Source organism: Haladaptatus sp. T7 (genome assembly GCF_026008575.1).
Taxonomy (GTDB): Archaea; Halobacteriota; Halobacteria; order Halobacteriales; family Haladaptataceae; genus Haladaptatus; species Haladaptatus paucihalophilus.
In genome coordinates, this window is record NZ_BROP01000001.1 from 1,073,803 (window position 1) to 1,097,067 (window position 23,265).

23 protein-coding genes and 1 pseudogene are annotated in these 23,265 nt (G+C 63.8%); 7 read left to right on the forward strand and 17 right to left on the reverse strand.

The annotated features are described in order from the left end of the window. The 4 genes and pseudogenes from OPC11_RS05885 to OPC11_RS05900 form a co-directional block, all read right to left on the reverse strand. On the reverse strand, positions 1-483 hold the full coding sequence (locus OPC11_RS05885; protein WP_264781331.1) for a HAMP domain-containing sensor histidine kinase: 483 nt from the start codon (positions 481-483) through the stop codon (positions 1-3). Then, positions 481-1,692: pseudogene (locus OPC11_RS05890) on the reverse strand (histidine kinase N-terminal 7TM domain-containing protein); the annotation flags it as partial. The gene OPC11_RS05885 and the pseudogene OPC11_RS05890, both read right to left, overlap by 3 nt. Before the next feature lie 214 nt (positions 1,693-1,906). Beyond that, the gene (gene thrC, locus OPC11_RS05895) at positions 1,907-3,166 is read right to left on the reverse strand and encodes a threonine synthase (RefSeq protein ID WP_007976508.1); all 1,260 of its coding nucleotides are present in this window, start codon (positions 3,164-3,166) and stop codon (positions 1,907-1,909) included. 111 nt (positions 3,167-3,277) lie between these two features. Beyond that, positions 3,278-4,267, reverse strand: a complete 990-nt coding sequence (locus OPC11_RS05900) for a CapA family protein (RefSeq protein WP_026177795.1) — start codon at positions 4,265-4,267, stop codon at positions 3,278-3,280. Between the two features lie 136 nt (positions 4,268-4,403). Here OPC11_RS05900 and OPC11_RS05905 point away from each other — a divergent pair, with 136 nt between their 5' ends. Next, positions 4,404-4,877 carry a DUF1440 domain-containing protein gene (locus OPC11_RS05905; protein ID WP_264781308.1) on the forward strand — a complete coding sequence of 158 codons (474 nt, stop codon included), beginning with the start codon at positions 4,404-4,406 and terminating at the stop codon, positions 4,875-4,877. 1 nt (position 4,878) lies between these two features. On the opposite strand, the gene argF is transcribed toward OPC11_RS05905, so the two are convergent. From argF to OPC11_RS05950, 9 genes are all read right to left on the reverse strand, one after another. Next, positions 4,879-5,772, reverse strand: a complete 894-nt coding sequence (gene argF, locus OPC11_RS05910) for an ornithine carbamoyltransferase (RefSeq protein WP_264781309.1) — start codon at positions 5,770-5,772, stop codon at positions 4,879-4,881. Continuing rightward, complete coding sequence (locus OPC11_RS05915) at positions 5,769-6,836, reverse strand: [LysW]-lysine hydrolase (protein WP_264781310.1); 1,068 nt, start codon at positions 6,834-6,836, stop codon at positions 5,769-5,771. The genes argF and OPC11_RS05915 overlap by 4 nt, the downstream gene beginning before the upstream one ends. Continuing rightward, on the reverse strand, positions 6,833-7,966 hold the full coding sequence (locus tag OPC11_RS05920; RefSeq protein WP_264781311.1) for an acetylornithine/succinylornithine family transaminase: 1,134 nt from the start codon (positions 7,964-7,966) through the stop codon (positions 6,833-6,835). The genes OPC11_RS05915 and OPC11_RS05920 overlap by 4 nt, the downstream gene beginning before the upstream one ends. After that, the gene (locus OPC11_RS05925) at positions 7,963-8,904 is read right to left on the reverse strand and encodes an acetylglutamate/acetylaminoadipate kinase (RefSeq protein ID WP_264781312.1); all 942 of its coding nucleotides are present in this window, start codon (positions 8,902-8,904) and stop codon (positions 7,963-7,965) included. Before OPC11_RS05925 ends, OPC11_RS05920 begins: the two co-directional genes overlap by 4 nt. After that, positions 8,901-9,977 carry an N-acetyl-gamma-glutamyl-phosphate reductase gene (gene argC / locus OPC11_RS05930; protein WP_264781313.1) on the reverse strand — a complete coding sequence of 359 codons (1,077 nt, stop codon included), beginning with the start codon at positions 9,975-9,977 and terminating at the stop codon, positions 8,901-8,903. The genes OPC11_RS05925 and argC overlap by 4 nt, the downstream gene beginning before the upstream one ends. Next, positions 9,977-10,837, reverse strand: coding sequence for a lysine biosynthesis protein LysX (gene lysX / locus OPC11_RS05935; RefSeq protein ID WP_264781314.1), 861 nt, complete (start codon positions 10,835-10,837; stop codon positions 9,977-9,979). The genes argC and lysX overlap by 1 nt, the downstream gene beginning before the upstream one ends. 60 nt (positions 10,838-10,897) lie before the next feature. Then, entirely contained in the window at positions 10,898-11,062 is a 165-nt protein-coding gene (gene lysW, locus OPC11_RS05940) for a lysine biosynthesis protein LysW (RefSeq protein WP_007976494.1), read from the reverse strand. A 151-nt stretch (positions 11,063-11,213) separates the two neighbouring features. Then, positions 11,214-12,686, reverse strand: coding sequence for an argininosuccinate lyase (argH, locus tag OPC11_RS05945; RefSeq protein WP_264781315.1), 1,473 nt, complete (start codon positions 12,684-12,686; stop codon positions 11,214-11,216). After that, on the reverse strand, positions 12,679-13,848 hold the full coding sequence (locus OPC11_RS05950; RefSeq protein WP_069452646.1) for an argininosuccinate synthase: 1,170 nt from the start codon (positions 13,846-13,848) through the stop codon (positions 12,679-12,681). Before OPC11_RS05950 ends, argH begins: the two co-directional genes overlap by 8 nt. Before the next feature lie 351 nt (positions 13,849-14,199). Between OPC11_RS05950 and OPC11_RS05955 the strand changes: the two genes are divergently transcribed. After that, a complete protein-coding gene (locus OPC11_RS05955) occupies positions 14,200-15,315 on the forward strand; it encodes a hypothetical protein (RefSeq protein ID WP_264781316.1) in 1,116 nt (371 codons plus the stop codon). A gap of 62 nt (positions 15,316-15,377) precedes the next feature. After that, positions 15,378-15,878 (forward strand): 2'-5' RNA ligase family protein, encoded by a 501-nt coding sequence (locus tag OPC11_RS05960; protein WP_264781317.1) that lies wholly within the window; start codon positions 15,378-15,380, stop codon positions 15,876-15,878. Between the two features lie 19 nt (positions 15,879-15,897). Here the strand turns inward: OPC11_RS05960 and OPC11_RS05965 are convergent, their stop codons facing one another. Both OPC11_RS05965 and OPC11_RS05970 read right to left on the reverse strand, forming a co-directional pair. Continuing rightward, positions 15,898-18,084 (reverse strand): ATP-dependent DNA helicase, encoded by a 2,187-nt coding sequence (locus OPC11_RS05965; protein WP_264781332.1) that lies wholly within the window; start codon positions 18,082-18,084, stop codon positions 15,898-15,900. 92 nt (positions 18,085-18,176) lie between these two features. Then, the gene (locus tag OPC11_RS05970) at positions 18,177-19,145 is read right to left on the reverse strand and encodes a cation diffusion facilitator family transporter (protein ID WP_264781318.1); all 969 of its coding nucleotides are present in this window, start codon (positions 19,143-19,145) and stop codon (positions 18,177-18,179) included. A 141-nt stretch (positions 19,146-19,286) separates the two neighbouring features. On the opposite strand from OPC11_RS05970, the gene OPC11_RS05975 reads away from it, so the two are divergent. Next, positions 19,287-19,805: a metallophosphoesterase gene (locus tag OPC11_RS05975; protein ID WP_264781319.1), complete on the forward strand. Its 519-nt coding sequence runs from the start codon at positions 19,287-19,289 to the stop codon at positions 19,803-19,805. A gap of 95 nt (positions 19,806-19,900) precedes the next feature. Here the strand turns inward: OPC11_RS05975 and OPC11_RS05980 are convergent, their stop codons facing one another. Next, positions 19,901-20,533: a helix-turn-helix domain-containing protein gene (locus OPC11_RS05980; RefSeq protein ID WP_026177796.1), complete on the reverse strand. Its 633-nt coding sequence runs from the start codon at positions 20,531-20,533 to the stop codon at positions 19,901-19,903. Between the two features lie 84 nt (positions 20,534-20,617). Between OPC11_RS05980 and OPC11_RS05985 the strand changes: the two genes are divergently transcribed. Next, entirely contained in the window at positions 20,618-20,770 is a 153-nt protein-coding gene (locus OPC11_RS05985; RefSeq protein WP_007976483.1) for a hypothetical protein, read from the forward strand. A gap of 271 nt (positions 20,771-21,041) precedes the next feature. Then, on the forward strand, positions 21,042-21,467 hold the full coding sequence (locus tag OPC11_RS05990) for a DMT family transporter (RefSeq protein ID WP_007976480.1): 426 nt from the start codon (positions 21,042-21,044) through the stop codon (positions 21,465-21,467). Positions 21,468-21,662: 195 nt separating this feature from the next. Here OPC11_RS05990 and OPC11_RS05995 read toward each other — a convergent pair whose 3' ends face one another. Further along, positions 21,663-22,679, reverse strand: a complete 1,017-nt coding sequence (locus OPC11_RS05995) for a low specificity L-threonine aldolase (protein ID WP_264781320.1) — start codon at positions 22,677-22,679, stop codon at positions 21,663-21,665. Between the two features lie 105 nt (positions 22,680-22,784). On the opposite strand from OPC11_RS05995, the gene OPC11_RS06000 reads away from it, so the two are divergent. Continuing rightward, positions 22,785-23,265: aminopeptidase (locus OPC11_RS06000; protein ID WP_264781321.1), on the forward strand; the 481-nt coding region annotated here is incomplete at its 3' end.

Below are 23,265 nucleotides of genomic sequence, written 5' to 3' on the forward strand. Positions count from 1 at the left end.
TCAATCGAGTTCTCGACCCGGCGATGAAGTCTGTACGCCGCTGATGTCGAAGCGTGCTCCGCGACGAGTGTTGTCCGTCGCGTTCACCTCCCATCCGTGTCGTTCGGCGATACCGGCGACGATGGAGAGTCCCGCACCCGTCCCGTCGGTTCGGGTCGAATAGCCGTGGTCGAAGACGCGACCCTGTTCGGTCGGCGGGATGCCCGGCCCGTCGTCACCGACGTATATCGTTCCACTCCGCTGTTCGTTCTCGTCCTCTTTCCACCCGACCTCGACGGCCACGGTCGGTCCAGCGTGTTCGACCGCGTTTCGAAACAGGTTCTCGAACACGCTCGACAACTGTCCCTCGTTCGCTCGAACGACGACGGGACCGGTTTCGATGGAGACCGTGGCGGCGTCCGTCTCGACGTTCTCCCACGCCCGCTCGGCGAGTCGTTCGAGATCGAGGGATTCGAACCGTTCCGAGCGCTCGTGACGTGCCATCGAAAGGACGTCATCGATTATCTCCTCCATGCGGTCGTGGGCGCGTTCGACGTTATCGAAGTACTCGCCGTCGGAGCGCTCGCGTTCGAGTCCGAGGTACCCTTCGGCGACGTTGAGGGGATTGCGAAGGTCGTGGGCGATGGTGTGCCCGACCCGCTCCAGTCGCTCGTTGTGCCGCTCTACGGCCCGCTTTTTCCGCTCGAACTCGGTCACGTCTCGAACGATGAGTATCGTCCCCGAAAGCTTCGTCCCCGAGTCGGACACCTTCGAACAGTGGACGTCGAGGTACCGACGGTCGCCACCGACGTCGCTGACGATGGGCGTTTCGGGAACCCGCCGTGCACGGAAACACTCCACGAGTTCGGGGAACGCCGCACAGACGTCATCGAACCGTCGGCCGATATCGTCGGACGAAACGTCGAGCAGTCGGTTTGCCGCGGGATTCGTATCCACCAAGCGGCCGCTGTCGTCGGTGACGATGACGGCATCGGTCATCTCGTCCACGACCGCGGAGCGTCCGACCGGAACCAGATCGAACAACCGGTGGTGCCAGATAGCGTAGGCGAACGCGATGGCCGTGGCGGCGAAAAACACCTCCGGTTCGATTCCCAACAGCCCGTTGTAGAACAGCGCGGAAGCCGTCCACGGAATCATCGTCCCGACTATCAGCGCGGTCGCCTGTCCCCGGAAGAACCGGCGCGCTCGTATCAATCCTCGAAGGAGCAACAGCGTCCCGAGACCGTCCACGAGATTCGAGTAGACGGCGCTCGTCCAGAACCACGGGCCGAACGTTCGGTCCAACCGAACCACGCCGTCGGTGACGACGAGTTCGCTCGACGTTCGAACGAGGTGGTGGACCGGATTGGTCCAGACGAGCACCAGCGTACCGCCAGCATACAAGAAGAGTATCGAGAACGTCCGCCGCGTCAGCCACTCATCGTGGCCCGTGTATTCACACGCGAAGACGAACCACGTTATCGGAATTGCGACGATGCCGAAGTACTGAACGTTGACCTAGAACAGTTTCCCAGCGAGCGACGTGCTCGCTATCTGCAGCGCGTTTCCGGCCGTCCAAACGGCCGCGGCTGTCGTGAATCCGACTAACGGCGTCGCACCCGGACGAGAGCGATAGCGCCATATGAACGCGGTAACGCCGAGGATGACGAGAGTCGAAACGACCGAGAGGGTCGCGGACGGTGTGACTTGCATTTCGATATCGCTTTGCGTTCCAGATTTCGTATCGAGACTGATAAATCATCCCACTGCAATATCTGGTCCCGAACCATCATACCCATGATATTTTCGAGAGACGGATAATATTGTTGCGATTGTTATAATGAAAATATCGAACGTTCGGATGGATTCTATCGACTCGTCGTCAGTCGGGCGGCTACCGAGCGACGTTTCGACGTGATACGCTCGGCTACTGACTGAGCACGTCGAGCACATCGTCCGTGTCCGCCGGAACCGGTTCCGGCTCGACGCCCGCCGCGGCCGCCGCGTCGGGGTCTTTCAGGAGGTGGCCCGTCGTCAGGCAGACGACGTTTTCGCCCGGCGAGATTTCGCCCGACTCGCGGAGTTTTCGCAATCCGGCGACGCTCGCCGCGCTCGCGGGTTCGACGCCGACGCCATCCCGCGCCAACGCGCGCTGGGCGTCGGTGATTTCCTCGTCGGTGACGGCGACGGCAGTGCCGCCCGTCTCCCGAATCGCTGGGAGCGCCTTCGGGGCGTTGACGGGATTGCCGATGCGGATGGCGGTTGCGATGGTCTCCACCTCGTCCCAGCGACGGACTTCCTCGGCGTCGTTCTCGACGGCTTCGACCATCGGGGCCGCGCCTTCGGCCTGCACGCCGGTCAGGACGGGCACCTCCTCGGGCGTGAGTTCCCCGGCGGCGACGAGTTCGCGGAACGCCTTGAACAGCGCGCTGGTGTTTCCGGCGTTGCCCACGGGGAGGACGATTCGGTCGGGCAGTTCGCCCGTCTGGTCGCGGAACTGTTCTATCATTTCGAGGCCGATGGTCTTCTGCCCCTCCAGGCGGAAGGGATTGAGCGAGTTGAGCAGATAGGCTTCGCCCCGATTTGCGAGGTCGGAAACGATGTCGAGGCAGTCGTCGAAGTTGCCGTCCACTTCGAGGATTCGCGCGCCGTGGAGGCTGGCCTGTGCGACCTTTCCGGCGGCGACTTTCCCGGCGGGGAGGAGCACGAGCACTTCGGTTCCGGCCCGTGCGCCGTAGCAGGCGAGCGCCGCGCTGGTGTTCCCGGTGCTCGCACAGGCGAGGCGGGAGACGCCCAATTCTTCGGCGACCTTGACGCCCAGCGTCATGCCGCGGTCCTTGAAACTCCCGGTCGGGTTCATCCCCTCGTGTTTGACGCGGAGCGCGTCGACGCCGACTTCCTCCTCGATGGTCGGCACCTCGTAGAGCGGGGTGTTCCCCTCTTCGATGCTCACGCCGGACTCGACGGGAAGGGCGTCGGCGTAGCGCCAGACGCCGCTCCCCTCGAAGTCGTCGAACGTCGGGTGGTCGGCGTAGCGGACTTCGAGCAGTCCGTCACAGTCGGGACAGCGGTAGCGAATCTCGTCGAAGGGTGCGCCGGTCCACTCGCAGTCGATACAGGCGAGCCATACGCCGTCGTCCGCACCGTCGGGTTCGGGTGCGGTCGGATTCGAGAGCGTCAGGTTCATTGAGCGGGTGGATGGGTTCCGAGGTGAAAAAGGCGCGGACGGTGGCAACGCTGGCAGCGGCCGTCGGAAGCACCGCACCGACCCGTGAAAACGCCGCGAACGACGGCAACGCTACGACGAAAGCGAGAGCACGAGGTCGTCGTTATCGCGCTGGAGCTCGGTACCGAACGCCGACGAAAGCGCGTCCATCCGCTGGACGCTCCACGTTCCCGCGTAGTGTTCCGCCTCGTGGACCGCGAGGTCGTAAATCTCCGTCGGGCGGAGTCGAAGCTCCGAGAGTTCACCGTCCGAGACGGTCACTTCGAAGAGAAAACCCCGGTCGTTGTGGCGTTCCGAATCGGTCGCGTAATCGTCCACGAAATCCCCCGTGTCGTAGAGCACGAGCGTATCGTCGATGACTTCGACGCCCTGAAAGACGTGCGCGCTGTGACCGTGCACGATGTCCACGCCCTCCTCCGCCAACCAGCGGGCGAACTCTCGAAACTCGACGGTGGGTTCGGTTCGCATGTTCGGACCCCAGTGAAGCGACGCCACGAGCAGGTCGGGGTCCTCCGTTCGAGCGCGGGCGAGGGACCGCCCGACGCGTCGCACCGCTTGCGGGTGGGTGACGTCGAAGTTCACGTACGCCGTCCCGGCTTTGTCCGACTTCGCCGCGAACTCCGGCGTGTTGTCGGTGAACGAGACGAACGCGACCTCCAACCCGTCCACGGTGACGAACGCGGGGGAACAGGCCGCTTCCAAATCGGCCCCCGCACCCGAATGGCGGATTTCGGCGTCGTCAAGGTGACCCACCGTGTCCGCGAGCGCGTCCGGGCCGTAGTCCAGCACGTGATTGTTCGCCAGATTCGCCCACTCGACGCCCACCGATTCGAGCGCCGGAATCGCCCAGTCCGGGTCGGCCCGGAAGTGAAACGGACGATACGTGTCCGTCCACAGCGTACCACCCGCGGAGAGACAGCATTCGAGATTGATGAACAGACCGTCGAGCGCGCGGAGGGTCCCTTCAACGTTGCCCCAAACCCCCGAGACGCTCCGACGTTGCTGTCGTTCGTTTATCAACCGCCCGAGCATCACGTCCCCCGTGAAACCGAGTCGAGTCATCCCCCTTTCTCACCCACCTAGAGGTAGCGTGACACCGGCAAAAGGCTACTCGCTCGTGAGACGGCAATCGGACAGGAAACCGTCCTGTTCGGTTCCTGCGGAAACCCACATCAACCACCGTGGCCTACGTTCACATATGGCACAAGAACGGAGCGAAACCATCGGCGAGCGAATCAGAGAGCGCGGGGTTATCAACAGAACGTGGTCGAGTTCGATACTCGGGGGGCTGGTCGGCGGCATCGTGTTCGGCCTGCTGCTGCAGTCGATGGGGGTGCTGCCGACCGTCGCGGCGTTGTACGGACTCGACGGGACGACGATGGGGTGGGTCGCCCACCTGTTCAACAGCGTCGTGTTCGGTCTCGTCTTCGGGGCCGTGATGACGATGACGCGACTTCGAGCGTACGCCGACCGTCCCGGCCCGACGGCCGGAATCGGCGTGGCGTACGGAATCGTGTTGTGGGTCGTCGCCGCGAGTTTCGTCATGCCGTTCTGGCTCGGCGCGGTCGGCATGACCCTCGCCGTCCCGACGTTCGACGTCGTGAGCCTCGTCGGCCACATCGTCTACGGCGTCCTGTTGGGCGCGGTGTTCGCCATCGCCTACCGGCGCTGACTCACCGTTTTTCCGCGAGGAACGCGAGAAGCGCCTTCTGTGCGTGAAGCCTGTTCTCCGCTTGGTCCCACGACAGCGAGCGGTCGCTTTCGAGGACATTACCGGTGATTTCCTCGCCGCGGTGGGCGGGCAGACAGTGCATGACCGGCATCGAGTCGGGGAGCAACTCCTCGTTCAGTTGGAAGCCGTCGAACGCGGCCAGTTTCGACTCGCGTTCGTCCTCCTCGCCCATGCTGACCCAGACGTCGGTGTAGACGACATCTGCGTCCGCGACCGCCGCGTCCGGGTCGTTCGTCACCGTCGGCTTCGGTCCGCGGGCGGCCGCCGTCGAGATGGCGTCAGCCGAGGGCTCGTACCCCTCGGGCGTCGCAATCGTCAGGTCGATACCGACCGTCGAGGCCGCGATGGCGAAGGAGTTGACGACGTTGTTACCGTCGCCGACCCACGCGACCGTGAGGTCCTCGAACCCGCCGAAGTGCTCCCGAATCGTCTGGAGGTCGGCGAGCGCCTGACACGGATGCGCCACGTCGGAAAGCCCGTTGATTATCGGAATCGTGGCGTGTTCGGCCATCTCGACCAGACTGTCGTGGTCGAACACGCGGGCCATCACGGCGTCCACGTAGCCCGAGAGCACCCGCCCCGTGTCGGAGAGTGGTTCGCCCCTGTTGAGTTGCGTGTCGTTCGGGCCGAGGAAGATGGCGTGCCCGCCGAGGTCCGTCATCCCCGTCTCGAACGAGATGCGGGTGCGCGTGCTCGGCTTCTCGAACAGCATGGCGAGCGTCTGGCCGGAAAGTACGTGCGGCGACCCGCTCTCCTTGTATTCGGACGCGAGCGCCAGCACCTCCGCCACCTCCTCCGGCGACAGGTCGTCCACGTCGAGGAAGTGACGCGTCATGCGTCCACCTCCAGTTTCTCGCAGACGGCAGTCAACACAGAAATCGACCTGTCGAACTCGGCCAGTTCGATGTGCTCTTCGGGCGTGTGGTCGAGCGAGGAGTCGCCCGGTCCGTACGTGACGACCGGACAGTCCCAGGCCTCGGCGTAGAGGTTCGCGTCGCTCGTTCCCGTCTTCCGGAGCAGGGAGGGGTCGCCGCCCTCCTCGCGGATGGCGACGCGGAACGCACGACCCAACTCCGTCCGCGGGCTGGAGAGCGTCGGCGGAATCGGGGTGTTCCACGACAGCTTACCGGCATCGAGTTCGGCTTCGGCGACCGACCGAATCTCTTCGGCCGTCGTACCCGACGGAATACGGAACTGGATTTCGACCGTCGCCTCCGTGGCGAAGCCGTCCGGGGTCAGACCGCCGTCGAACTCGACGGGCTTTACCGTCACCGAGGTCGCCGTCGAGGATTCGTCGGCGTCCGACGCCGCCGTGTCGAACGCCGATTCGACGCGCGTCAGCCACTCCGTCGCGTACTGAATCGCGTTCGGTTCCGGGCGGGAGGTGTGCACGGAATCGACCGTGACCGAGTAGGTACCAGTCAGGTAGCCGCGGTAGCCGAGCGTCAGGGCGTCCCAGCCGCTGGGTTCGCCGTTGACGACGAATTCGGGTTCGTCCACGTCGGAAACGAGGTGGCGCGCGCCGCGCGAGTTCGTCTCCTCGCCGACGACGCCGACGAAGCTCGCGCCGGTTTCGACCGCCGCGACCGCCATCGCGGCGAGCGGCCCCTTCGCGTCCACGCTTCCGCGACCGTGGAGGATTCCGTCGTCCAGTTCGACCGGGACGTCGCCGGGCACGGTGTCGATGTGCGAAGTGAGGAGCACCCCGTTTCCGGGGGCGCGGACGTTGCCAACGTCGTCGATCCACACGTCGCGGCCCTCCGCTTCGAGGAAGGCAGCGAGTCGTTCGGCACAGTCCGCTTCCTCGCCCGAAACCGAGGGCGTTTCGACCAGTTCGACCAGCAAATCGTGCGCGTCGGCTTGTGATACAGAAGTAGAATCCATCATCGTTCCTATCATTCGTTCCCTCCCAGCACGTCGGCCAGCGCGGAAACGACGGTATCGACGTGTTCCGTGTCCACCGTCAGCGGCGGGAGGAGGCGGACGACGCTCCGTCCCGCCGGAAGCGCGAGAACGCCGTGTGACAGCGCCAGCTCCTTCAACACGCGGTTCGCTCCGCGTTTGACCTCGATACCCACGAGCAGGCCGTGGCCGCGAACCTCGCGGACGGGCAGGTCGGCGGCTTCGAGTTCGGAACGGAGGTACTCGCCCATCTCGGCGGCGTGCTCCGGCAAGTTCTCCTCCACGAGTACCGAGAGCGTCGCCTCCGCCGCCGCGCTGACGACCGGACTGCCGCTGAAGGTCGAACCGTGCGACCCCGCGGACTCGGCTATCCAGTCGGCACAGAGCGTCGCGCCGATGGGCAGGCCGCTCGCCAACCCCTTCGCCGTCGTGAGCACGTCGGGGGTGACGTCGGCGTGTTCGCACGCCCAGAAGGCACCCGTCCGGCCGAGGCCTGTCTGCACCTCGTCGAATATCAGGGCCGTTCCAGCGTCCTCGGTCAACTCGCGGGCGGCCTGAAGATACGTCTTCGTGGCGGGATTGACGCCGCCCTCGCCCTGTACGGGTTCGAGGATGACGGCCGCCGTGTCGTCGTCGATGACGTCGGCCAGTTCCTCCTCGTCGCCGTAGGTGACGAACTCCACGTCCTCCACGAGGGGTTCGAACGGCGCGCGGAACTTCTTCTTCCACGTCACCGACAGCGACCCCATGGTCCGGCCGTGGAAGCCGCGCTTCGCGGCGACGAGTTTCGACTTCCCGGTCGCGCTCCGGGCGAACTTCAGCGCCGCCTCGTTCGCTTCGGTTCCCGAGTTGTTGAGCCAGACGTTTTCGAGGCCCTCGGGTGCGACGGCGGCCAGTTTCGCGTAGAGGTCGTCGCGGGCGTCGGTGGGATACGACGCGTGGACGAACAGCAGTTCCGCGGCCTGTTCTTGGACGGCGGAAACCACGTCCGGGTGGCAGTGGCCGACCGGTGTGACCGCGTAACTCGCGCCGAAGTCGAGGTATTCGGTTCCGTCCTCCGCGTAGAGGTACGGTCCCTCGCCGCTCGCGATTCGAATCGGCTTCTCGTTGTAGACGAAACCGCTCATGGCGACACCCCCAGCGAGGCGGGCGTAAAGCGCGTTCCGTGCCCCTTCCGGGCCGTCGTAATCGGGTCGTGGTTGTTCGCGTCCGCGACGACGACGGATTCCGCACCGCCTTCGAGCGCCTCCGTCGCGGCCATGACCTTCTTCGTCATGAACCCTTCAGCGGCCGATTTCGCGGTTTCCATCTCCTCGGGAGTGCCCACTTGCTCGATGAGCGTCGTCTCGTCGTCGGGGTCTTCGAGGAGACCCGGCACGTCCGTCAGAACGACGAGTTCGCCGCCGAGTGCGCCGGCGATGGCCGCCGCCGCGCGGTCCGCGTCCGCGTTGACCGGCGTTCCGTCGTCGGCCAGCATGGGGACCGTCACGACGGGCGTGTATCCGCCGTCGAGGAGCGTTTCGAGGAGGTCGGCGTTCACGTCCTCGATTTTTCCGGAGTGGTCGCCGCGACGTATCTTCTTCTTCCCGTTCTCGACCACCCTGACGGCCGACTTGCGCGGGCCGGTCAGGAGCGCGCCGTCCACGCCGGACAGTCCGATGGAGCGGACGCCTTCGTTCTGCAGATTTGCCGTCAGCTCGGTGTTGAGTTTGCCCGGCATCACCATCTCGAAGACCTCCATCGCCTTCTCGTCGGTGAACCGGCCCATGACACCGCTGGTGGACTCGACGTACTCGGGTTCCTCGCCGAGTTCGTGGAGCGTGTCGTCCACCGCCGTCGAACCGCCGTGGACGACCACGACGTCCTGTCCGTTTGCGGTGAGGTGCGCCACGTCCGACAGCGCGCCGTCGGGATTCACCGCCCGCGCGCCGCCGATTTTGACGACCACGGGGGCGGTGTCGTCCTCGACGACCCCGCCGTCCGCTCGAAGCCCGTCGTCGTTGTCGTTGTCGATGAGTTGGTCGTGTGCGGCCAGCAGTTCCTCGCGGCTGTATTCGTCAGTCATGGGCTTCCCACGGGATGTAGTCCCTCGAATTCCAATCCGGCTGTTTCCTCGAATCCCAGCGCAAGGTTGGCGGCGTGGACCGCCTGTCCCGCCGACCCTTTCATCAGGTTGTCGATGGCGCTGAAGACGACGATGCGTTTATTGGTCGGGTCGAGTTCGAACCCGACCTCGGCGTAGTTCGTCCCGGCGACCGCCTTGGGTTCCGGGTAGCGATAGACGCCGCCGCCCCCCGCGACGAGGCGGACGAACGGTTCGTCCTCGTAGGCCTCCCGATACGCTTTCCAGAGGTCTCCCTTCGAGACGGGCGAGTCGGGGAACACGTGACAGGTCGCGGAGGCTCCGCGAACCATGTCCACGGCGTGTGCACTGAACGACACGCTCGTTCCGAGAATCCCCTCTATTTCGGCCTCGTGGCGGTGGCCCGTCGGCGCGTAGGGGCGAACGATACCCGAGCGCTCGACGTGGCTGCTCGCCTTGCTCGGCGAGGCACCACCCTCGGAGGATCCGACCTTCACGTCCACGACGACCTGCTCGCTCCCGAAGAGGATTCCCGCGTCGAACAGCGGCGACAGGCCGAGCAGCGTCGCGGTGGCGTTACAGCCACCCGCGGCGATGAGGTCCGCACCGGGAAGTTCCTCGCGCGTCAGTTCCGGCAGGGCGTACACCGCCTCGTCCAGATATTCGGGACAACTGTGTCCGTCGTACCACTCGTCGTACTCGGCTTCCGTGTCGAGGCGGAAGTCCGCGCTCAAATCGACCACCGTGTCGGCGGCCTCGCGGAACGAGCCGATGTGTTCCATCGAGACGCCGTGTGGCGTCGCGGCGAACAGCACGTCCACCGATTCGAGGTCCGAAGGCTCCGAGAAGCGAAGGTCGGACCCACGTAAATTCGGGTGGACGGAGCCGAGCGTCTTGTTCGCGTACTCCCTGCTGGTCGCCTGTGCGAGTTCGAAGTTCGGATGTCCGGCGAGCAGGCGGAGCAGCTCTCCGCCGGTGAACCCGCTGGCTCCGATGACGGTCGCCGAGAGCGTCTCGGCGCTCGTATCCGTCTCCGCGTCGGTCGCGGTAGCCATCAGGCCACCACCTCCGCCGGAACCTTCGTTTCAAGCCAGTCCACGACGGCGGCGGGAACGTCCGTTTCGACCGCCTCGTTCAGCGCCTTGAACTCGACCGTGTGGTTCACTTCGTGGACCGTGTAGCCCGACTCGGTCTCCATCAAGTCGACGCCGAGGAGACCGCCGCCGACCGCATCGCTGGCTTTCTTCACGAGCGATTTCGCTTCCGCGTCGAGTTCGAACTCGTCCGTCTCAGCACCTTTCGCGGCGTTCGTGAGCCAGTGGTCCGAATGGCGGACCATCGCGGCGACCGGCTTCCCGTCCAATGCGACGACGCGGATGTCGCGCTCCGGCTTGTCCACGAACTCCTGCACGTAGAACACCTTGTGCTCGTAGTGGCCGAGCGTGGCCTTGTGTTCCAGAATCGCCTCCGCCGCACTGCGCGAGTCGATTTTCGCCATCAGGCGACCCCACGACCCGACGACGGGTTTGAGGACGCACGGGTAGCCGAAGCTTTCGATGGCCTCCATCGCGCTGTCGGTCGTGAAGGCGACTTTCGTCTCGGGCGTGGGGACGCCAGCGCCCGCGAGCGCGAGGCTGTTCTTCGCCTTGTCCGAACACACCTCCGCGGTTTCGTGGCTGTTGACGACGGGAACCCCGTACGCCTCGCAGAACTGCGTGGCGTAGAGGCTCCGGCTCGTCGCCAGACAGCGGTCCACGACGAGGTCGAGCCCCTCGAAGGCCTCAGGTGGCTCGGTCAGATCGAACGTCTGCTTGCGCACGTCGATCTTCGTTACCTCGTGTCCGCGCTCGCGGAGTTCCGCGAGGAGGAGCTTTTCGTCGCGGCGAATCCTGGAGTAGAGGATGCCTACATTCATGCGAGCCACCTCCGGTGGCAAACGTGAGCCAGCAAATGGTGCGTATTTGCGCGGTGCAATTTACTCCCCCCAGTCCTCTTCGAGCTCCGGCGCTCGGTCGAGGACTGGCGGGTTCACGTCGATGACTTCCAGTTCGACACCGCAGGTTCCACAGTCGATGATTTCGCCCGCTTCCAAATCGTCGTGCAAAGCCACATCGGCTCCGCACTCAACGCATTCTGCCATTGTACTCTCCCGTATCGCCCTATCGGACTTAAATCCATCGTTATTAATTATGAAAGAAAAGCACAGACTGCCGTCTAACGGCGTTAGAAGTCGGATACCGCGGTTTCGATGTTAGTAATCAAGTAGTGCCCCACGCGGGGGTCGCGGTAGTTCAGGCATAGTCGTTTACCTCCGTCTGGAGCGTTTCACCGGCCGCTTCGAGCGACTCGGCGAGTTCGGTCGTCGTCGTTTCGTCGTCCACGAGCGTCGCTTCCGCGTCGGCGAGCGAGTCGGCCAGCGACTCGCTCGCCGGACCGCCGACCGAATCGCGCATGGCGACGCTCGTCGCCGCGTCGAGCGCCGATTCGACTTCCTCGGGGGCGACGAACTCCGAGAGCGGTGCGCCGAGGACCTCCTCGGCCGCCGAGTCCAGAGCGTCGTAGTCCGCTTCGCCCGCCGTCGCAACGACTTCGTGGGCCGTGCGGAACGGAACGCCGCACATCGCCAGCAGGTCGGCGACGCCCGTTGCGGTCGAAAATCCCTCTCCGGCCGCGTCCGCGAGCGCGTCGTCGTTCCACGTCGCGGTCGCCACCGCACCAGCCGCGACTTCGGTCGCGTCGGTCACGGCGTCGATGGCGTCCCACGCGTGCGGCGTCGCGCGTTGCAGGTCACGGTTGTACGCGCGGGGCAGTCCCTTCAGCGTGGTGAGCAGCCCCGACAGTCCGGAGTGAGCGTCGCCCGCGACCGCGCGAGCCAGTTCGAGCGTATCGGGATTCTTCTTCTGTGGCATGATGGACGACGTGGACGCGTAATCGTCCGAGAGTTCCACGAAGCCGCGGTTCGAGTAAATCACGAGGTCCTCGGAGACACCGGAGACCGTCGTGGCGAGGTTCGCCGCGGCGGCGACCGTCTCGACCAAAAAGTCGCGGGTCGAAACCGCGTCCATCGAGTTCTCAAGAACGCCGTCGAAGCCGAGCAGTTCCGCCACGCGCTCGCGGTTCACGTCGAACGGCGTTCCCGCGAACGCCGCCGCGCCGAGCGGGCACTGGTTGATTCTCCCGTAGGCGTCGAGCAGGCGTGCCGTATCGCGGGCGACGGCCTGCTCGTAGGAGGCGAGGAAGTGCCCGACGGTCGTCGGTTGCGCGGGCTGAAGGTGGGTGTATCCCGGCATCACCGTCTCTGCGTGCGATTCCGCGGCGTCGAGCAGGGCCGAGCGGAGCGCCGTCGTGGTTTCGAGGAGCGAGAGAACGTCCTCGCGGAGGCGATAGCGGATGCAGGTCGCCACCTCGTCGTTCCGACTGCGGGCGGTGTGCATCTTCCCGCCGTCGTGGCCGACCTGTCCGACGACCGCCGTTTCGATGGCGGCGTGAACGTCCTCGCCCTCGGGGAGCGTCTCGTGGCCTTCGACTTCGACCACGTTCAGCGCGGTGAGGATTTCGCCCGCTACCTCGTCGTCGATGATGCCCTGTTCGGCCAGCATCACGACGTGGGCGCGGTCGATTTCGAGGTCCGCCGCGAAGATGCGCTCGTCGGCCGCGAGCGACGAGAGAAACCCGCGGGCGGGACCGCCGCTGAAGCGGTCGCCGCGAACGACGTCTCCGTCCCCGAAGTCGTCCTCGCTCGCCGCGTGTCCGCCGTCACTCATCGTTCGCGAGGCGTGATTGATAGCCGTGGTATTTCGCGACCCCTGTCGCGTCGGCCTGCTCGATTTTGCCGACCGTCTCGGTGTTGAACGAGGCGGCGTCCTCGGAGTAGACGGCGTGTTCGCTCTCGCGGGCGACCGCGCGGGCCTGCCCGCCCTGGAATTTGATGGTGACCGTGCCGGTCACCTTCTCCTGCGTGGTGTCGATGAAGCCGTCGAGGGCGTCCACGAGCGGCGCGGAGAGCAGTCCCTCGTAGGCCTTCTCGGCCCACTGCTGGTCGATACTCGTCTTGAACGAGCGCTCCTCCTTCGTCAACACCAATCCTTCGAGCGCCTCGTGAGCGTTGAGGAGCGTCGTCGCGGCGGGGTGTTCGTAGTTCTCGCGGACCTTCAGGCCGAGCATGCGGTCTTCCATCAGATCGGTGCGACCGACGCCGTGTTTTCCGGCGAGTTCGTTGAGGTACTCGATGAGCGACACCGCGTCCATCGCTTCGCCGTCAACGGCGACCGGTTTGCCCTCCTCGAACTCGATTTCGACGAGTTCGGTTTCCGCGCCGGGTGCGAGAGTCCACTCGTAGATGTCCTCCGGCGGGACGTAGCCGGGGTCTTCGAGATTACCGCCTTCGACGGAGCGGCTCCAGAGGTTCGTGTCGATGCTCCAGACGCCCTCGTTGCCGCCCTCGACGGGCAGGTCGTGTTCGTCAGCGTAGCCCATCTCCCATTCGCGTGTCAGCCCCATCTCGCGTACGGGGGCGATGACCTCCAAGTCGGAGGCGCGCCAGACCGCCTCGAAGCGCAACTGGTCGTTCCCTTTGCCAGTACAGCCGTGGGCCACGGCGTCACAGTCGTTTTCCTTCGCCACGTCGAGAATCGCTTCGGCGATGACGGGGCGGGCGAGCGCGGTGCCGAGGGGATAGCTCTGATACGTCGCGTTCGCTTTCACCGCGTCGAGACACTGCTCCGCGAACGCGTCCTTGGCGTCCACGACGTAGTGGTCCAAATCCAATGCCTCCGCTGTTTCCTCCGCTTCTGCAAACTCCTCTTCGGGTTGACCCACGTCGACAGTGACGCCGATAACGTCGTCGTAGCCGTACTCCTCTTCGAGGAGTGGGACGCATACTGTCGTGTCGAGTCCGCCCGAGAAGGCGAGTGCAACCGTTTTCATTGTACGAGTCGCCAGGGGCTACACCTACTTAAATTCTTCTCAAGTATTTGAGAAATAAAATCGGAGAGCAGACTAAAGACGAGTTAATCACAGGTGAGTGCGTTTTGAACGAACATCGGAACGGAGTGGAATAGGTATTATTGGGACTAGAAAAGCCCCGGTCGTCGTCGCACGCAGAAGGAGTCACGGACGGACTCGTCGCTCACCAGAGGGGCGACCCCGGTAACGCGAGTCCGCGACATTATCGAGTCTTTCCGTCGCTCACCCCTTAAAGCCTTTCGGCACGGCAACGATTGCCAGCGGTTCCCTTCGTAGATAGATTTTATTGTGTTCCGACGGTAACGTCGTGGAATGCGACGGCTACCAGCCCTCCTGTTGGTCCTCCTCGTCCTGACATCCGGCTGTTCGGGGTTTCTCCCGTGGTCCGACACCGGTTCCGGCGGAGGAACACCGACCGCGACTTCGACCGATTCGCTGTCGCCGCCGCCCGGCGCGAACGGCCAGTGGATAGTCGACGCCGAGCGGTTGGTGTCCGCACACGAATCGGCGCTCGAATCGAAGCCCTATCGAGTGAGCGTTCGTATCCGCCCGAGACAGGACGTCGGGTCGAGAAACTGGATGAACTCGACCCTCACCGCGCACGTGGGAGGTGGCCGCGCGGGAATACGGGAGGCGGGTGACGGAGTGGTAGTGAACAAAATGGGGAACCCGTATCGAGGGTACACGTGGAACGATAGCGTAGCATGGTGTCGACTCGCGGACGACACCTGCCGAGTTAATTCCGGGGAGAGTTCCAATTTCATCCGGCAACGCATCGGGTCCGTTGCTCCACGAATGGAAACCATACTCTCCAGCGCGGACTTCCTCGTGAACGGAACGACGGTTCGAAACGGAACGAAGTTGTACCGATACGAGGCCTCGGGGTCCTCGACGCTGGAGGGCGTCGAGACGCTCTCCGCGACCGCACTCGTGGACGAACGCGGCATCATCCACGACCTATCCGGAACGGTTCGAACGACGGGAACACGCTCCGCGACCGTCGAGTTCGACTATCGGTACGAGTTGGTTTCGAACCCACCCACGCCCCCGAAGTGGATGGACGACCGTCCGCGATTGACCGTTCACCGGAACGCGAGCGAGGTCACCGTGGAACACCACGGCGGGAAACGTATTCCGGCAGGAACGAACGCCTCGCTCTTCCTCGGAAACGATACGGTCGGCGCGAGTGGTAAAATCAAACTTCCCAAATCGCTCGGAAACGGTGACGTCGCCCACATCACCGTCACCAGCCTCGAAGACACGAAGGGGCATTCGTATCGTATCGCCGGAAACGCGACGGTCAACCGTCCGCAGTCGAACGATTCGGCGATAAACCATACCGAGTGGACGTCGAGTGTCAGCCTCCGAATGAAGAAGTGGTGGATTTCGATTTGGGGCTCCGCGATACGGAACGACAGCACCGCATGAGTCCAGCGGGTCCCGACTGACAAACGCCACCCTGATATTCTTCCCACCGCTCGAACCGAACAGTGTTCAGCCTCAACGTCCCGGTTCCCGGCGACATCGCCCGACTCGCGGAGGAGCTACGCCCCTCCCTCTACGGGTTCGACAAGGTTCGTGATCGACGGACGCTCGTCGTCAAGCGCTTCGGAAACGACGGGGACTACGACCGACTGGAGATGCGGGTCCGAACCGCGCTCGTCGGAACGCCCGCGTTCGAGGCGAAAGTTTCGGGCATCGACTACTTCGAAACGCCGACGCGCGGCGCGGGTCCCGTCGTCTATCTCGGCGTCGAAAGCCCCGGCCTGCAGCGCCTCCACGACGAACTGACCGAGGAGTTCGGGACCATCGAGGGGTTGGAAGGCGAGGATTACGTTCCGCACGTCACGCTGGCGCGCGGCGGGGACGTGGAGACGGCGCGACAACTCGCCCAACGCGATATCGATTCGATTTCGTGGAGCGTCACGGAACTCCACCTCTGGGATGCAAAGTACGAGGAAACCGCCGCCAGACTCTCGCTTCCCGTCTGATTCGCTCTCGGTTCCGTTTTTACTGCGGTTTCGGCGGGTCGCCGTCCCACGCGTCCTTGTCCGTGAAGAAGTTCAGCATGGCGAACTTGAGCTTTTCCGGCGCGATGTCGATGGTCTCCCCGCGTTCCTCGGGGGGGAACGTCTCCCGAACGCTGTACTTTCCCATCTCACGGACGCTCTTCTCGGTGTAGCGTTTGTCGAGGAGGATGCGAACGCCGAAGTCCTCGGGCGAGCGAATCACCCGCCCGAGCGCCTGCCGAGTCTTCCGAATCGTCGGGATCTCCACGGCGTACTCCCAGCCCGAATTCCGGCCGGAGCGGTCCGCGAACACCGTATCGTAGGCCTCCTGTACCGCGTCCATCCGGTCGTCCAGGTGCGGGTACGGGACGCCGACCACGACGACGGTCCGCGCGTCGTCGCCGTCGAAACTGACGCCCTCTGCCAACGTCCCCCACAGCGAGGTGAAGAGCACGCCGTTGCCGTCCGACGTGAACTGCTGGCGGAGTTCCTCGACGGGGGTTCCGGCCTCGTCGAAGTAGAGGGTCGCATCGACGCGGTTCCGAACGAGGTCGCGGTAGCGCTCCGCCTCGGCGTAACTCGGGAAGAAGACGAGCGTGTTCCCGGCGGTGAACCGAACCGCGTCGGTCAACGCCTCGGCGATGGTCTCCTGCGTCTCCGGGTCGCTTCGCTCGCTGGCGAACAACGCCGGGGTCTCGGCCGCGAAAGTGCGACGGTTCTCTTCGGGGAACTGGAGTCCGTAGGCCAGCGTGACGGGTTCCGAGAGCCCCAGCACGTCCGACAGCACGTCGAACGGGCGAAGCGTCGCGCTCATCAGCACCGTCGCGTACACCTCGTCGAACAGGGCCTGCGTCACCTCGCGCGGGATGCAGGTGTACAGTTCCGCTCGTCCGTACACTTGGTCGGTTCCCTCGTCGCGCCGCACCGCGACGACCGGATACTGTCCGAGTTCTGCCCCCTCGTCCATGTAGGACTTGACGAACGCCGCGGCCTGCAACGTCTGGCACTCCTTTCGCGTCGTCGCATCGCCCTCCTTGTAGGCGTCCTCGTACTTCTGGTCGAGTTCCTTGGCGAGCGAGAGCGCGTCGTCCAACTCCGCGTCGATTCCCTTCCCGGAGTACTCCTGCAGGAAGTTCAGCGTCAGGTCGTCGCGCTTGTTCTCGTTCGCAACCGATACGTCCTGCCAGTTCTCGCCGACCGCTTCGCGCTCGCCGAAGCCGAACGAATCCTCGTAGGTGGCTTTCAGCGCGCGCTGGAACGCGGCGAGGACGTTGAATCCCGCCTCGCTCCGGAAGTCGTCGCTCTCCTGGAGTTCGTCCAGCGCGCTGTCGATGGTGTTCTCGGTCAGCGTGCGCGAGGCGTGGTCGCGGGCCGTTCCCTCGATGTTGTGCGCCTCGTCGAAGATGGTGATGACGTCCTCCGGGTCGCGGCCCAACCACCGGAAGAACTGCTCGCGTATCATCGGGTCGAGGAGGTGGTGATAGTTGCAGACGACCAAATCTACGCCCTCCATTCCGTCCTTCAGCAGTTCGTAGCCGCACATGTGCTGTTGCTCGGCGTACTCGTAGATGTCGTCGGGCGTCCGAACGCCGTCGTAGAGCCACTGATAGAACTCCTCGGTGTTCCCCGTGAGGTTGTTGTAGTAGTACTCACAGACGTTCTTCTCCTTCAGATTCTCCACCTCGTCCTGAATCTGTTCGAGTTCGTCCATCACCGCGCTGCGCGCCTCGGCGGCGTTCGAATCGCCCTCCTGCATATCGGAGAGCAGTTCGCTCTGGCGCTGTTCGAGTTCCCGTTTGTCGCGTTCTTTATCGACGACCTCGTAGGTGTTGTCCCGGAGCACCTGACACTCCTGATAATCCACGTCGATGTGGCACATCGACCCCTTCCCCCGGAAGACGACGGCGCGGAGCGGTTCCTTTCGCGTTATCTCGCGCGCCTCCGTGACGAACTGGCGCATCTGCTGGTGGACGTTGGTCGTGATGACGACCGTCTTGTCCTCCTCGCGCGCGAACTCCAGCGCGGGGACGAGCGACGAGAGCGTCTTGCCCGTCCCGCACGCGCCTTCGAAGAGCACGTCCTGCCCGCGCGTCAATCCGTTGTAGATGCGGTCCATCGCCTCCCGTTGGTTCTCGTAGGGAGAATCGTACGGGAAGAACCGCATGTACTCGTTCGTCGTGGACACGATACGGGATATTCGCGGCTTGGTTCAAAAACCCTTGCCTACGTGAGAGAAACGCGTGTTTTGCACCCGATGCGGACCGGTTTCGAGTGCTGCGATTAGACGACCGATTCCGATGCCGTCTCCTGCACTTCCGGCTCGATGTACACCTTCTTCACGCTGTCGTTGGTCTCGAACAGTTCGTTTTCGATGTTGGTGATGTGTTCGTCGATTTCGCCGGTGTCGAGCGTCGGGTCGAACGCCACGTCGGCGGTGACGATGATGCGGTTGGGGCCGAAGTAGACCGTGCGGAAGTCGATTATCTCGGTGACGCCCTCCCAGCCGTCGAGCTTGGACCGGAGGAGGTCCTCCTCTTCCTTGGGCAGGCTTTCGCCGAGCAGGAGGCGCTTGTTCTCCCACGCGAGCGCGACGGCGAAGCCCATCAGGAGAAGCCCGATGAGGAGCGCCGCGGCGGCGTCGTAAATCGGGTTCCCGGTGATTTGCGACAGCCAGATGCCGAACAGCGCGAACCCGGCACCGCTGACGGAAACCGTGTCCTCGGTGAGCGCCGTCAACGTCGAAACGTCGCTCGTCTTGTGGAACGCCTCGCGGAATCCGCTCCAGTTTCGGCGGTCGATTTCGAGTTTCGTCGCGCGGTACGCCTTGCTGAAGGCGTAGCTCTCGAAGACGATAGCACCGATGAGGACCGCGTAGTTCACGTAGACGGGCGGAAACGTTTGTCCGAGGAAATGGACCGCCTCACCGCTGACCGTCTCGTGGTGGAGCAGGGCTTCGTACCCGTGTTTCGCGCTCTCCCACCCGGCGATGCCGAAGAGGAGGACGCTGACCAGAAAGCTGTAGAAGAACTGTGCCTTGCCGTAGCCGAACGGATGAGCGCGCGTCGGTTTCCGCCCGCCGAACCAGATACCGATGAGGAGGAACACCTGATTCCCGGTGTCGGAGATGGAGTGAAACGTCTCGGAGAGCATGGCCGGACTCTGGGTGAGGACGAAACCGACGAACTTCATCACGGCAATCGCCGCGTTTGCGACGAGGGCGGCAATCACGACGGACTTGCTATTCGCCATTATGCCACTAGCGGCGAGGAGGTGTCAAAGTCCTTACGACGGAGGGCCGAACGGAAGTCCGACGACACCGCGGAACCGACCCGTGAGAATCGAGCGCGACCCGACGTAAGACGGAAAACGAGGGGCTACCAACGTCGGAGCATGATAACCATCGTTTCGGACACCCACAGCACGACCGGTCACGAGCTTTCGGGACGAACGCTCGACGCCGTGCGAAACGCCGAACTCGTCGTCCACGCGGGGGACTTTACGACCGCGGCGGCGCTCGACGCGTTCGAAGCGGAAAGCTCGCGGTTGGTGGCGGTTCGCGGCAACAACGCGACCGAAGCGGTCGCCGACCGGCTTCCGGAGGTGCGCACGTTCGAGGAAAACGGGATTCGGTTCGCTCTCACGCACCGGAAACGAGGGGGCAGCACGGCACTGTCCCTGTTCGGCCGGGAGCGAGAGGCGGACGTGGTCGTGTTCGGGCACACGCACCGACACCTCGCCGAGCGCGCTGGCGAGGTATTGCTGTTGAATCCGGGGAGCCACGCACAGCCGCGGGGGAACCATCCGACACACATCGAACTCGAGCCGAGGGAGAAGGGCTTCGCTGGGAGGATTTACAGGCAGGACGGGAAAATCATGGGGGAGATTCCCGTTGGAGGGCTGGAAAGTTGATGGCGTACCAGTGGAGGGCCGAAGCAAGGCGGCTCCATTTCATCCTATGCGGAGGGACATAATGTACCCTTGGTAAGCTCAAAAGAGCGTTTTAGTTATCGATTTCGAACGAAATATACCGCCGCACCGAGGGCGAGAACGAGCGCACCGCCCGCGAAAAACAACGCTCCCGGCGGAATCGTCGCCAGTACATTTCCGGCGGCGTCCGCCGTCGATTCGGTCGAAAACGTCCCCATTTGCCCGCCGCCGGATGCCGTTTCCGCGGCCCTCTTGCCGATTTGTAACAGCCCTTCGGAGACGGCGTACTGAATCGCGGCGCTGACGAGACCGAGCAGGACGGCAACGCCGAGGACGCGGGAGAGCGCGTCTTTCAGTCCGGTCGTCTGCTCTTCCGTGCCCGCGAAGAGGATGAGCGGGCCGTCCGTCGGCGCGTACACTTTCATTTCCCGGCCCTTTTCGGAGTAGATGGTATCGACGGAGGAGATAAGGTCCGCATCTTCCAACTTCTTCAGGTGGTACTGGGCGTTCTGAAGCGAAGTGTCGGCGCGGTCGCTCAGTTCGGAAGCGGTCGCCGGTTGGTCGTGAAGTTCGGAGAGAAGACTGCGTGCGGTTTCGGACGAGAGCGCCCCGAGTAGATCGTCGGCGTCGTCACTGTCCACTCCGAGCACCCGAGGAGTGCCGCCCGAAGGGGGTTCCACGTCGGAACTGGAGGGCAAGAGATCAGCCATAAGTGACCGTATGAAACCGCTCGTCAATCAACTTTGTCACTAGAACGGCGAAACGAATTTGGTTCGTGGACTGATAGACTGGGTATGGAACCACTCGGAATCTTCGAAAACTTCCTCAACGACCCCCTATTCGTCGCGCTTCTCGTCATCATGCTCGGCTTCGTCTTCTTCGTCTACCTGTTCATCCGCCGAACGCTGACGGGGTTTCAGGAAGGAGTGCAGAAGGGGCAGCGCTAGCCGACATCGAGATAATACGCTATTTTGGCGTTGTCGAAACCATTGCTGAGAAACATGACGAGTGAGTAGCGCGGGGTGAAATCGATACCCTGCCGAAGTCACGACGCCGCTGGTTCGTCGAACGTGCTGTCGTGCTGGCCCGCCGTGCTGTTTCTCGGTTCTCAAGCCACGCCGTTCACGGCGAGGAGGATACCGCTGTAGCAGAGGGTACTTAATAATCTGTGATTACGAGGACGAGATTACTTAGGGGGGAGACACGAGACGCTCACCAATGGAATTCATCGAAGCGGATTCGGCCGTTTTGTTCGGCTTGATTACGATGGTGACGTGGGGAATCTGGATCGTCTTGGGTAACGCCGCGTCGGAATCCATCGACCCCAGGACTGCAGCCGCCATCTCGTATCTCACAGCGGGACTCCTCGCACTCGGATTCATCCTCGTTTCAGACGCATCCATCGCCATTACCGCGAGAGGAGGGTTGCTTGCTGGCATGGCCGGATTGTTCACCGGAATCGGCCTTATCTCGATGTACTTCGGATTAGCTCAGGGGTCAACGACGGTCGTCTCAACTCTCGGTGCCATGTACTTCGTCGTCGCAGCCATCATCGGTATGGTCGCCCTCGGAGACGAGGTTACGATGACCAAATTCGCCGGTATCGCGTTCGCGGTTATTGGCGTCGTCTTGGTTGCTCGATAGATAGCCGCTACACAGTGGTCGGAAAACAGTACTGCACATCGTCGCTTTCGCCCGTTCGTACGGAAGGACGAGGAAGGACGACGTTTCGGATAAGCGCGATTCCGCCGAACGGGGACGACAGGATTCCGAGCAAGAGCTAGTCGGACGTTCGCGTACACTGGCGCCCAAATCGGACGGTAAATCTCTCCCGTCGAGTTAGAGCGCGTCTCGAACCCGCTCTGCGGCGGTTTCGACATCCTCGCGGTCCACGTCCCAGTGGGTGCAGAACCGAACGACGTGCGTTCCGAATTCCGACCCGAGAACGCCGCGTTCTTCGCACGCGTCGAGGAGTTCTCCGGCGGTGAGTCCGGCGTCTTCGGTGTTCACGAGGACGATGTTCGTCTCGGGCGACTGGACGGAGAGGCCGTCCACGTCGGCGAGGAGTTTCGCGAGAACGCGGGCGTTCTCGTGGTCCGCTTCGAGTCGGGACACGTTGTCCAGCGCGAGCAGGCCCGGCCCGGCCAGCACGCCTACCTGTCGCATGCCGCCGCCGAGCAACTTCCGCACGCGTCGTGCGCGAGCGATGAACTCCTCGTCACCGGCGAGAACCGACCCCACCGGCGCACCCAACCCCTTCGAGAGACAGAACATCACGGAATCGACGTTCTCGGTGATGCGAGACGGCGAGACGTCGAGCGCGACCGCCGCGTTGCACACGCGCGCACCGTCGAGATGGACCGGAAGGCCGAGGTCGTGGGCCGCTTCCGCCGCGGCGTCTATCTTCTCGGGGGCGATGGCGACGCCGCCCTTACTGTTGTGCGTGTTTTCGAGCGTCAACAGCCCGGTTCCGGGTCGGTGAGCGTCCTCCTCGACGTAGCCGTCACGGACCTGTTCCGGCGTCGGAATCCCGCGGTCGCCGCCGTCCAGCGTTCGCACCTGAAGCGCCGAGTGCTGGGCCAGTCCGCCGAGTTCCCACTTGTAGATGTGGCTCTCGCGCTCGACCAGCACCTCCTGTCCGCGCTCGGTGTGGACGCGCGCCGCTATCTGGTTGCCCATCGTCCCGGTCGGAACGTAGAGGGCCGCTTCCATCCCCATCAGCTCCGCGGCGACGGATTCCAGTTCGTTTACGGTCGGGTCCTCGCCGTACACGTCGTCGCCCACGTCGGCGTCGGTGGCCGCGTCCCGCATCGCTTCGCTCGGTTTCGTTACCGTGTCGCTCCGAAGGTCTAGCATGTGCGCTCCTTTCGCACCGGCGGACAAATAGTCGAGGGTAGGAGCAGGGTGCTCCCGGAGAAATTACATCGAAAGTGGTTCCCAGTATCAGCAAAATTTTCCACCATGGACCAACGAATTCGGGACCACGCCGAGACGATAGTTGACCATTCCATCGACGTCGAAGCGGGCGATACTGTCGTCGTTCGCGCACCGACGGTCGCGGACGACCTCGCGGTTGCGCTCTCCAAACTCCTCGGGGAACGCGGTGCGTTTCCGCTCGTCACCGCGGGTCGGCGAGACAGAAAGCGGGCGGCCTTCCTTCGCGCCATCGACCCGGACGACCTCGAAACCCCCGAACACGAGCGGGCGCTCTTCGAGGCCGCGGACGCCATCGTCCACGTTCGAGCGCACGAGAACGCCTCGGACATGAGCGACGTGGACGCCGAAACGCACGCGGCGTACAATCAGGCGTATCAGCCGATACAGCAGGAAATCCTCTCGTCGCGCTGGTGTCTCACGCAGTACCCGTCGCCCGGCAGCGCGCAACTCGCCGAGATGAGCACGGAAGCCTACGAGGAGTTCGTCTACGGCGCGGTGAACAAAG

What these genes read in the sequence shown, in the direction of transcription:
- OPC11_RS05885 (WP_264781331.1), bottom strand. Translation starts at nt 483, where the DNA reads ATGGCACGTCACGAGCGCTCGGAACGGTTCGAATCCCTCGATCTCGAA.
- thrC (WP_007976508.1), bottom strand. Translation starts at nt 3,166, where the DNA reads ATGAACCTGACGCTCTCGAATCCGACCGCACCCGAACCCGACGGTGCG.
- OPC11_RS05900 (WP_026177795.1), bottom strand. Translation starts at nt 4,267, where the DNA reads ATGACTCGACTCGGTTTCACGGGGGACGTGATGCTCGGGCGGTTGATA.
- OPC11_RS05905 (WP_264781308.1), top strand. Translation starts at nt 4,404, where the DNA reads ATGGCACAAGAACGGAGCGAAACCATCGGCGAGCGAATCAGAGAGCGC.
- argF (WP_264781309.1), bottom strand. Translation starts at nt 5,772, where the DNA reads ATGACGCGTCACTTCCTCGACGTGGACGACCTGTCGCCGGAGGAGGTG.
- OPC11_RS05915 (WP_264781310.1), bottom strand. Translation starts at nt 6,836, where the DNA reads ATGATAGGAACGATGATGGATTCTACTTCTGTATCACAAGCCGACGCG.
- OPC11_RS05920 (WP_264781311.1), bottom strand. Translation starts at nt 7,966, where the DNA reads ATGAGCGGTTTCGTCTACAACGAGAAGCCGATTCGAATCGCGAGCGGC.
- OPC11_RS05925 (WP_264781312.1), bottom strand. Translation starts at nt 8,904, where the DNA reads ATGACTGACGAATACAGCCGCGAGGAACTGCTGGCCGCACACGACCAA.
- argC (WP_264781313.1), bottom strand. Translation starts at nt 9,977, where the DNA reads ATGGCTACCGCGACCGACGCGGAGACGGATACGAGCGCCGAGACGCTC.
- lysX (WP_264781314.1), bottom strand. Translation starts at nt 10,837, where the DNA reads ATGAATGTAGGCATCCTCTACTCCAGGATTCGCCGCGACGAAAAGCTC.
- lysW (WP_007976494.1), bottom strand. Translation starts at nt 11,062, where the DNA reads ATGGCAGAATGCGTTGAGTGCGGAGCCGATGTGGCTTTGCACGACGAT.
- argH (WP_264781315.1), bottom strand. Translation starts at nt 12,686, where the DNA reads ATGAGTGACGGCGGACACGCGGCGAGCGAGGACGACTTCGGGGACGGA.
- OPC11_RS05950 (WP_069452646.1), bottom strand. Translation starts at nt 13,848, where the DNA reads ATGAAAACGGTTGCACTCGCCTTCTCGGGCGGACTCGACACGACAGTA.
- OPC11_RS05955 (WP_264781316.1), top strand. Translation starts at nt 14,200, where the DNA reads ATGCGACGGCTACCAGCCCTCCTGTTGGTCCTCCTCGTCCTGACATCC.
- OPC11_RS05970 (WP_264781318.1), bottom strand. Translation starts at nt 19,145, where the DNA reads ATGGCGAATAGCAAGTCCGTCGTGATTGCCGCCCTCGTCGCAAACGCG.
- OPC11_RS05975 (WP_264781319.1), top strand. Translation starts at nt 19,287, where the DNA reads ATGATAACCATCGTTTCGGACACCCACAGCACGACCGGTCACGAGCTT.
- OPC11_RS05980 (WP_026177796.1), bottom strand. Translation starts at nt 20,533, where the DNA reads ATGGCTGATCTCTTGCCCTCCAGTTCCGACGTGGAACCCCCTTCGGGC.
- OPC11_RS05985 (WP_007976483.1), top strand. Translation starts at nt 20,618, where the DNA reads ATGGAACCACTCGGAATCTTCGAAAACTTCCTCAACGACCCCCTATTC.
- OPC11_RS05990 (WP_007976480.1), top strand. Translation starts at nt 21,042, where the DNA reads ATGGAATTCATCGAAGCGGATTCGGCCGTTTTGTTCGGCTTGATTACG.
- OPC11_RS05995 (WP_264781320.1), bottom strand. Translation starts at nt 22,679, where the DNA reads ATGCTAGACCTTCGGAGCGACACGGTAACGAAACCGAGCGAAGCGATG.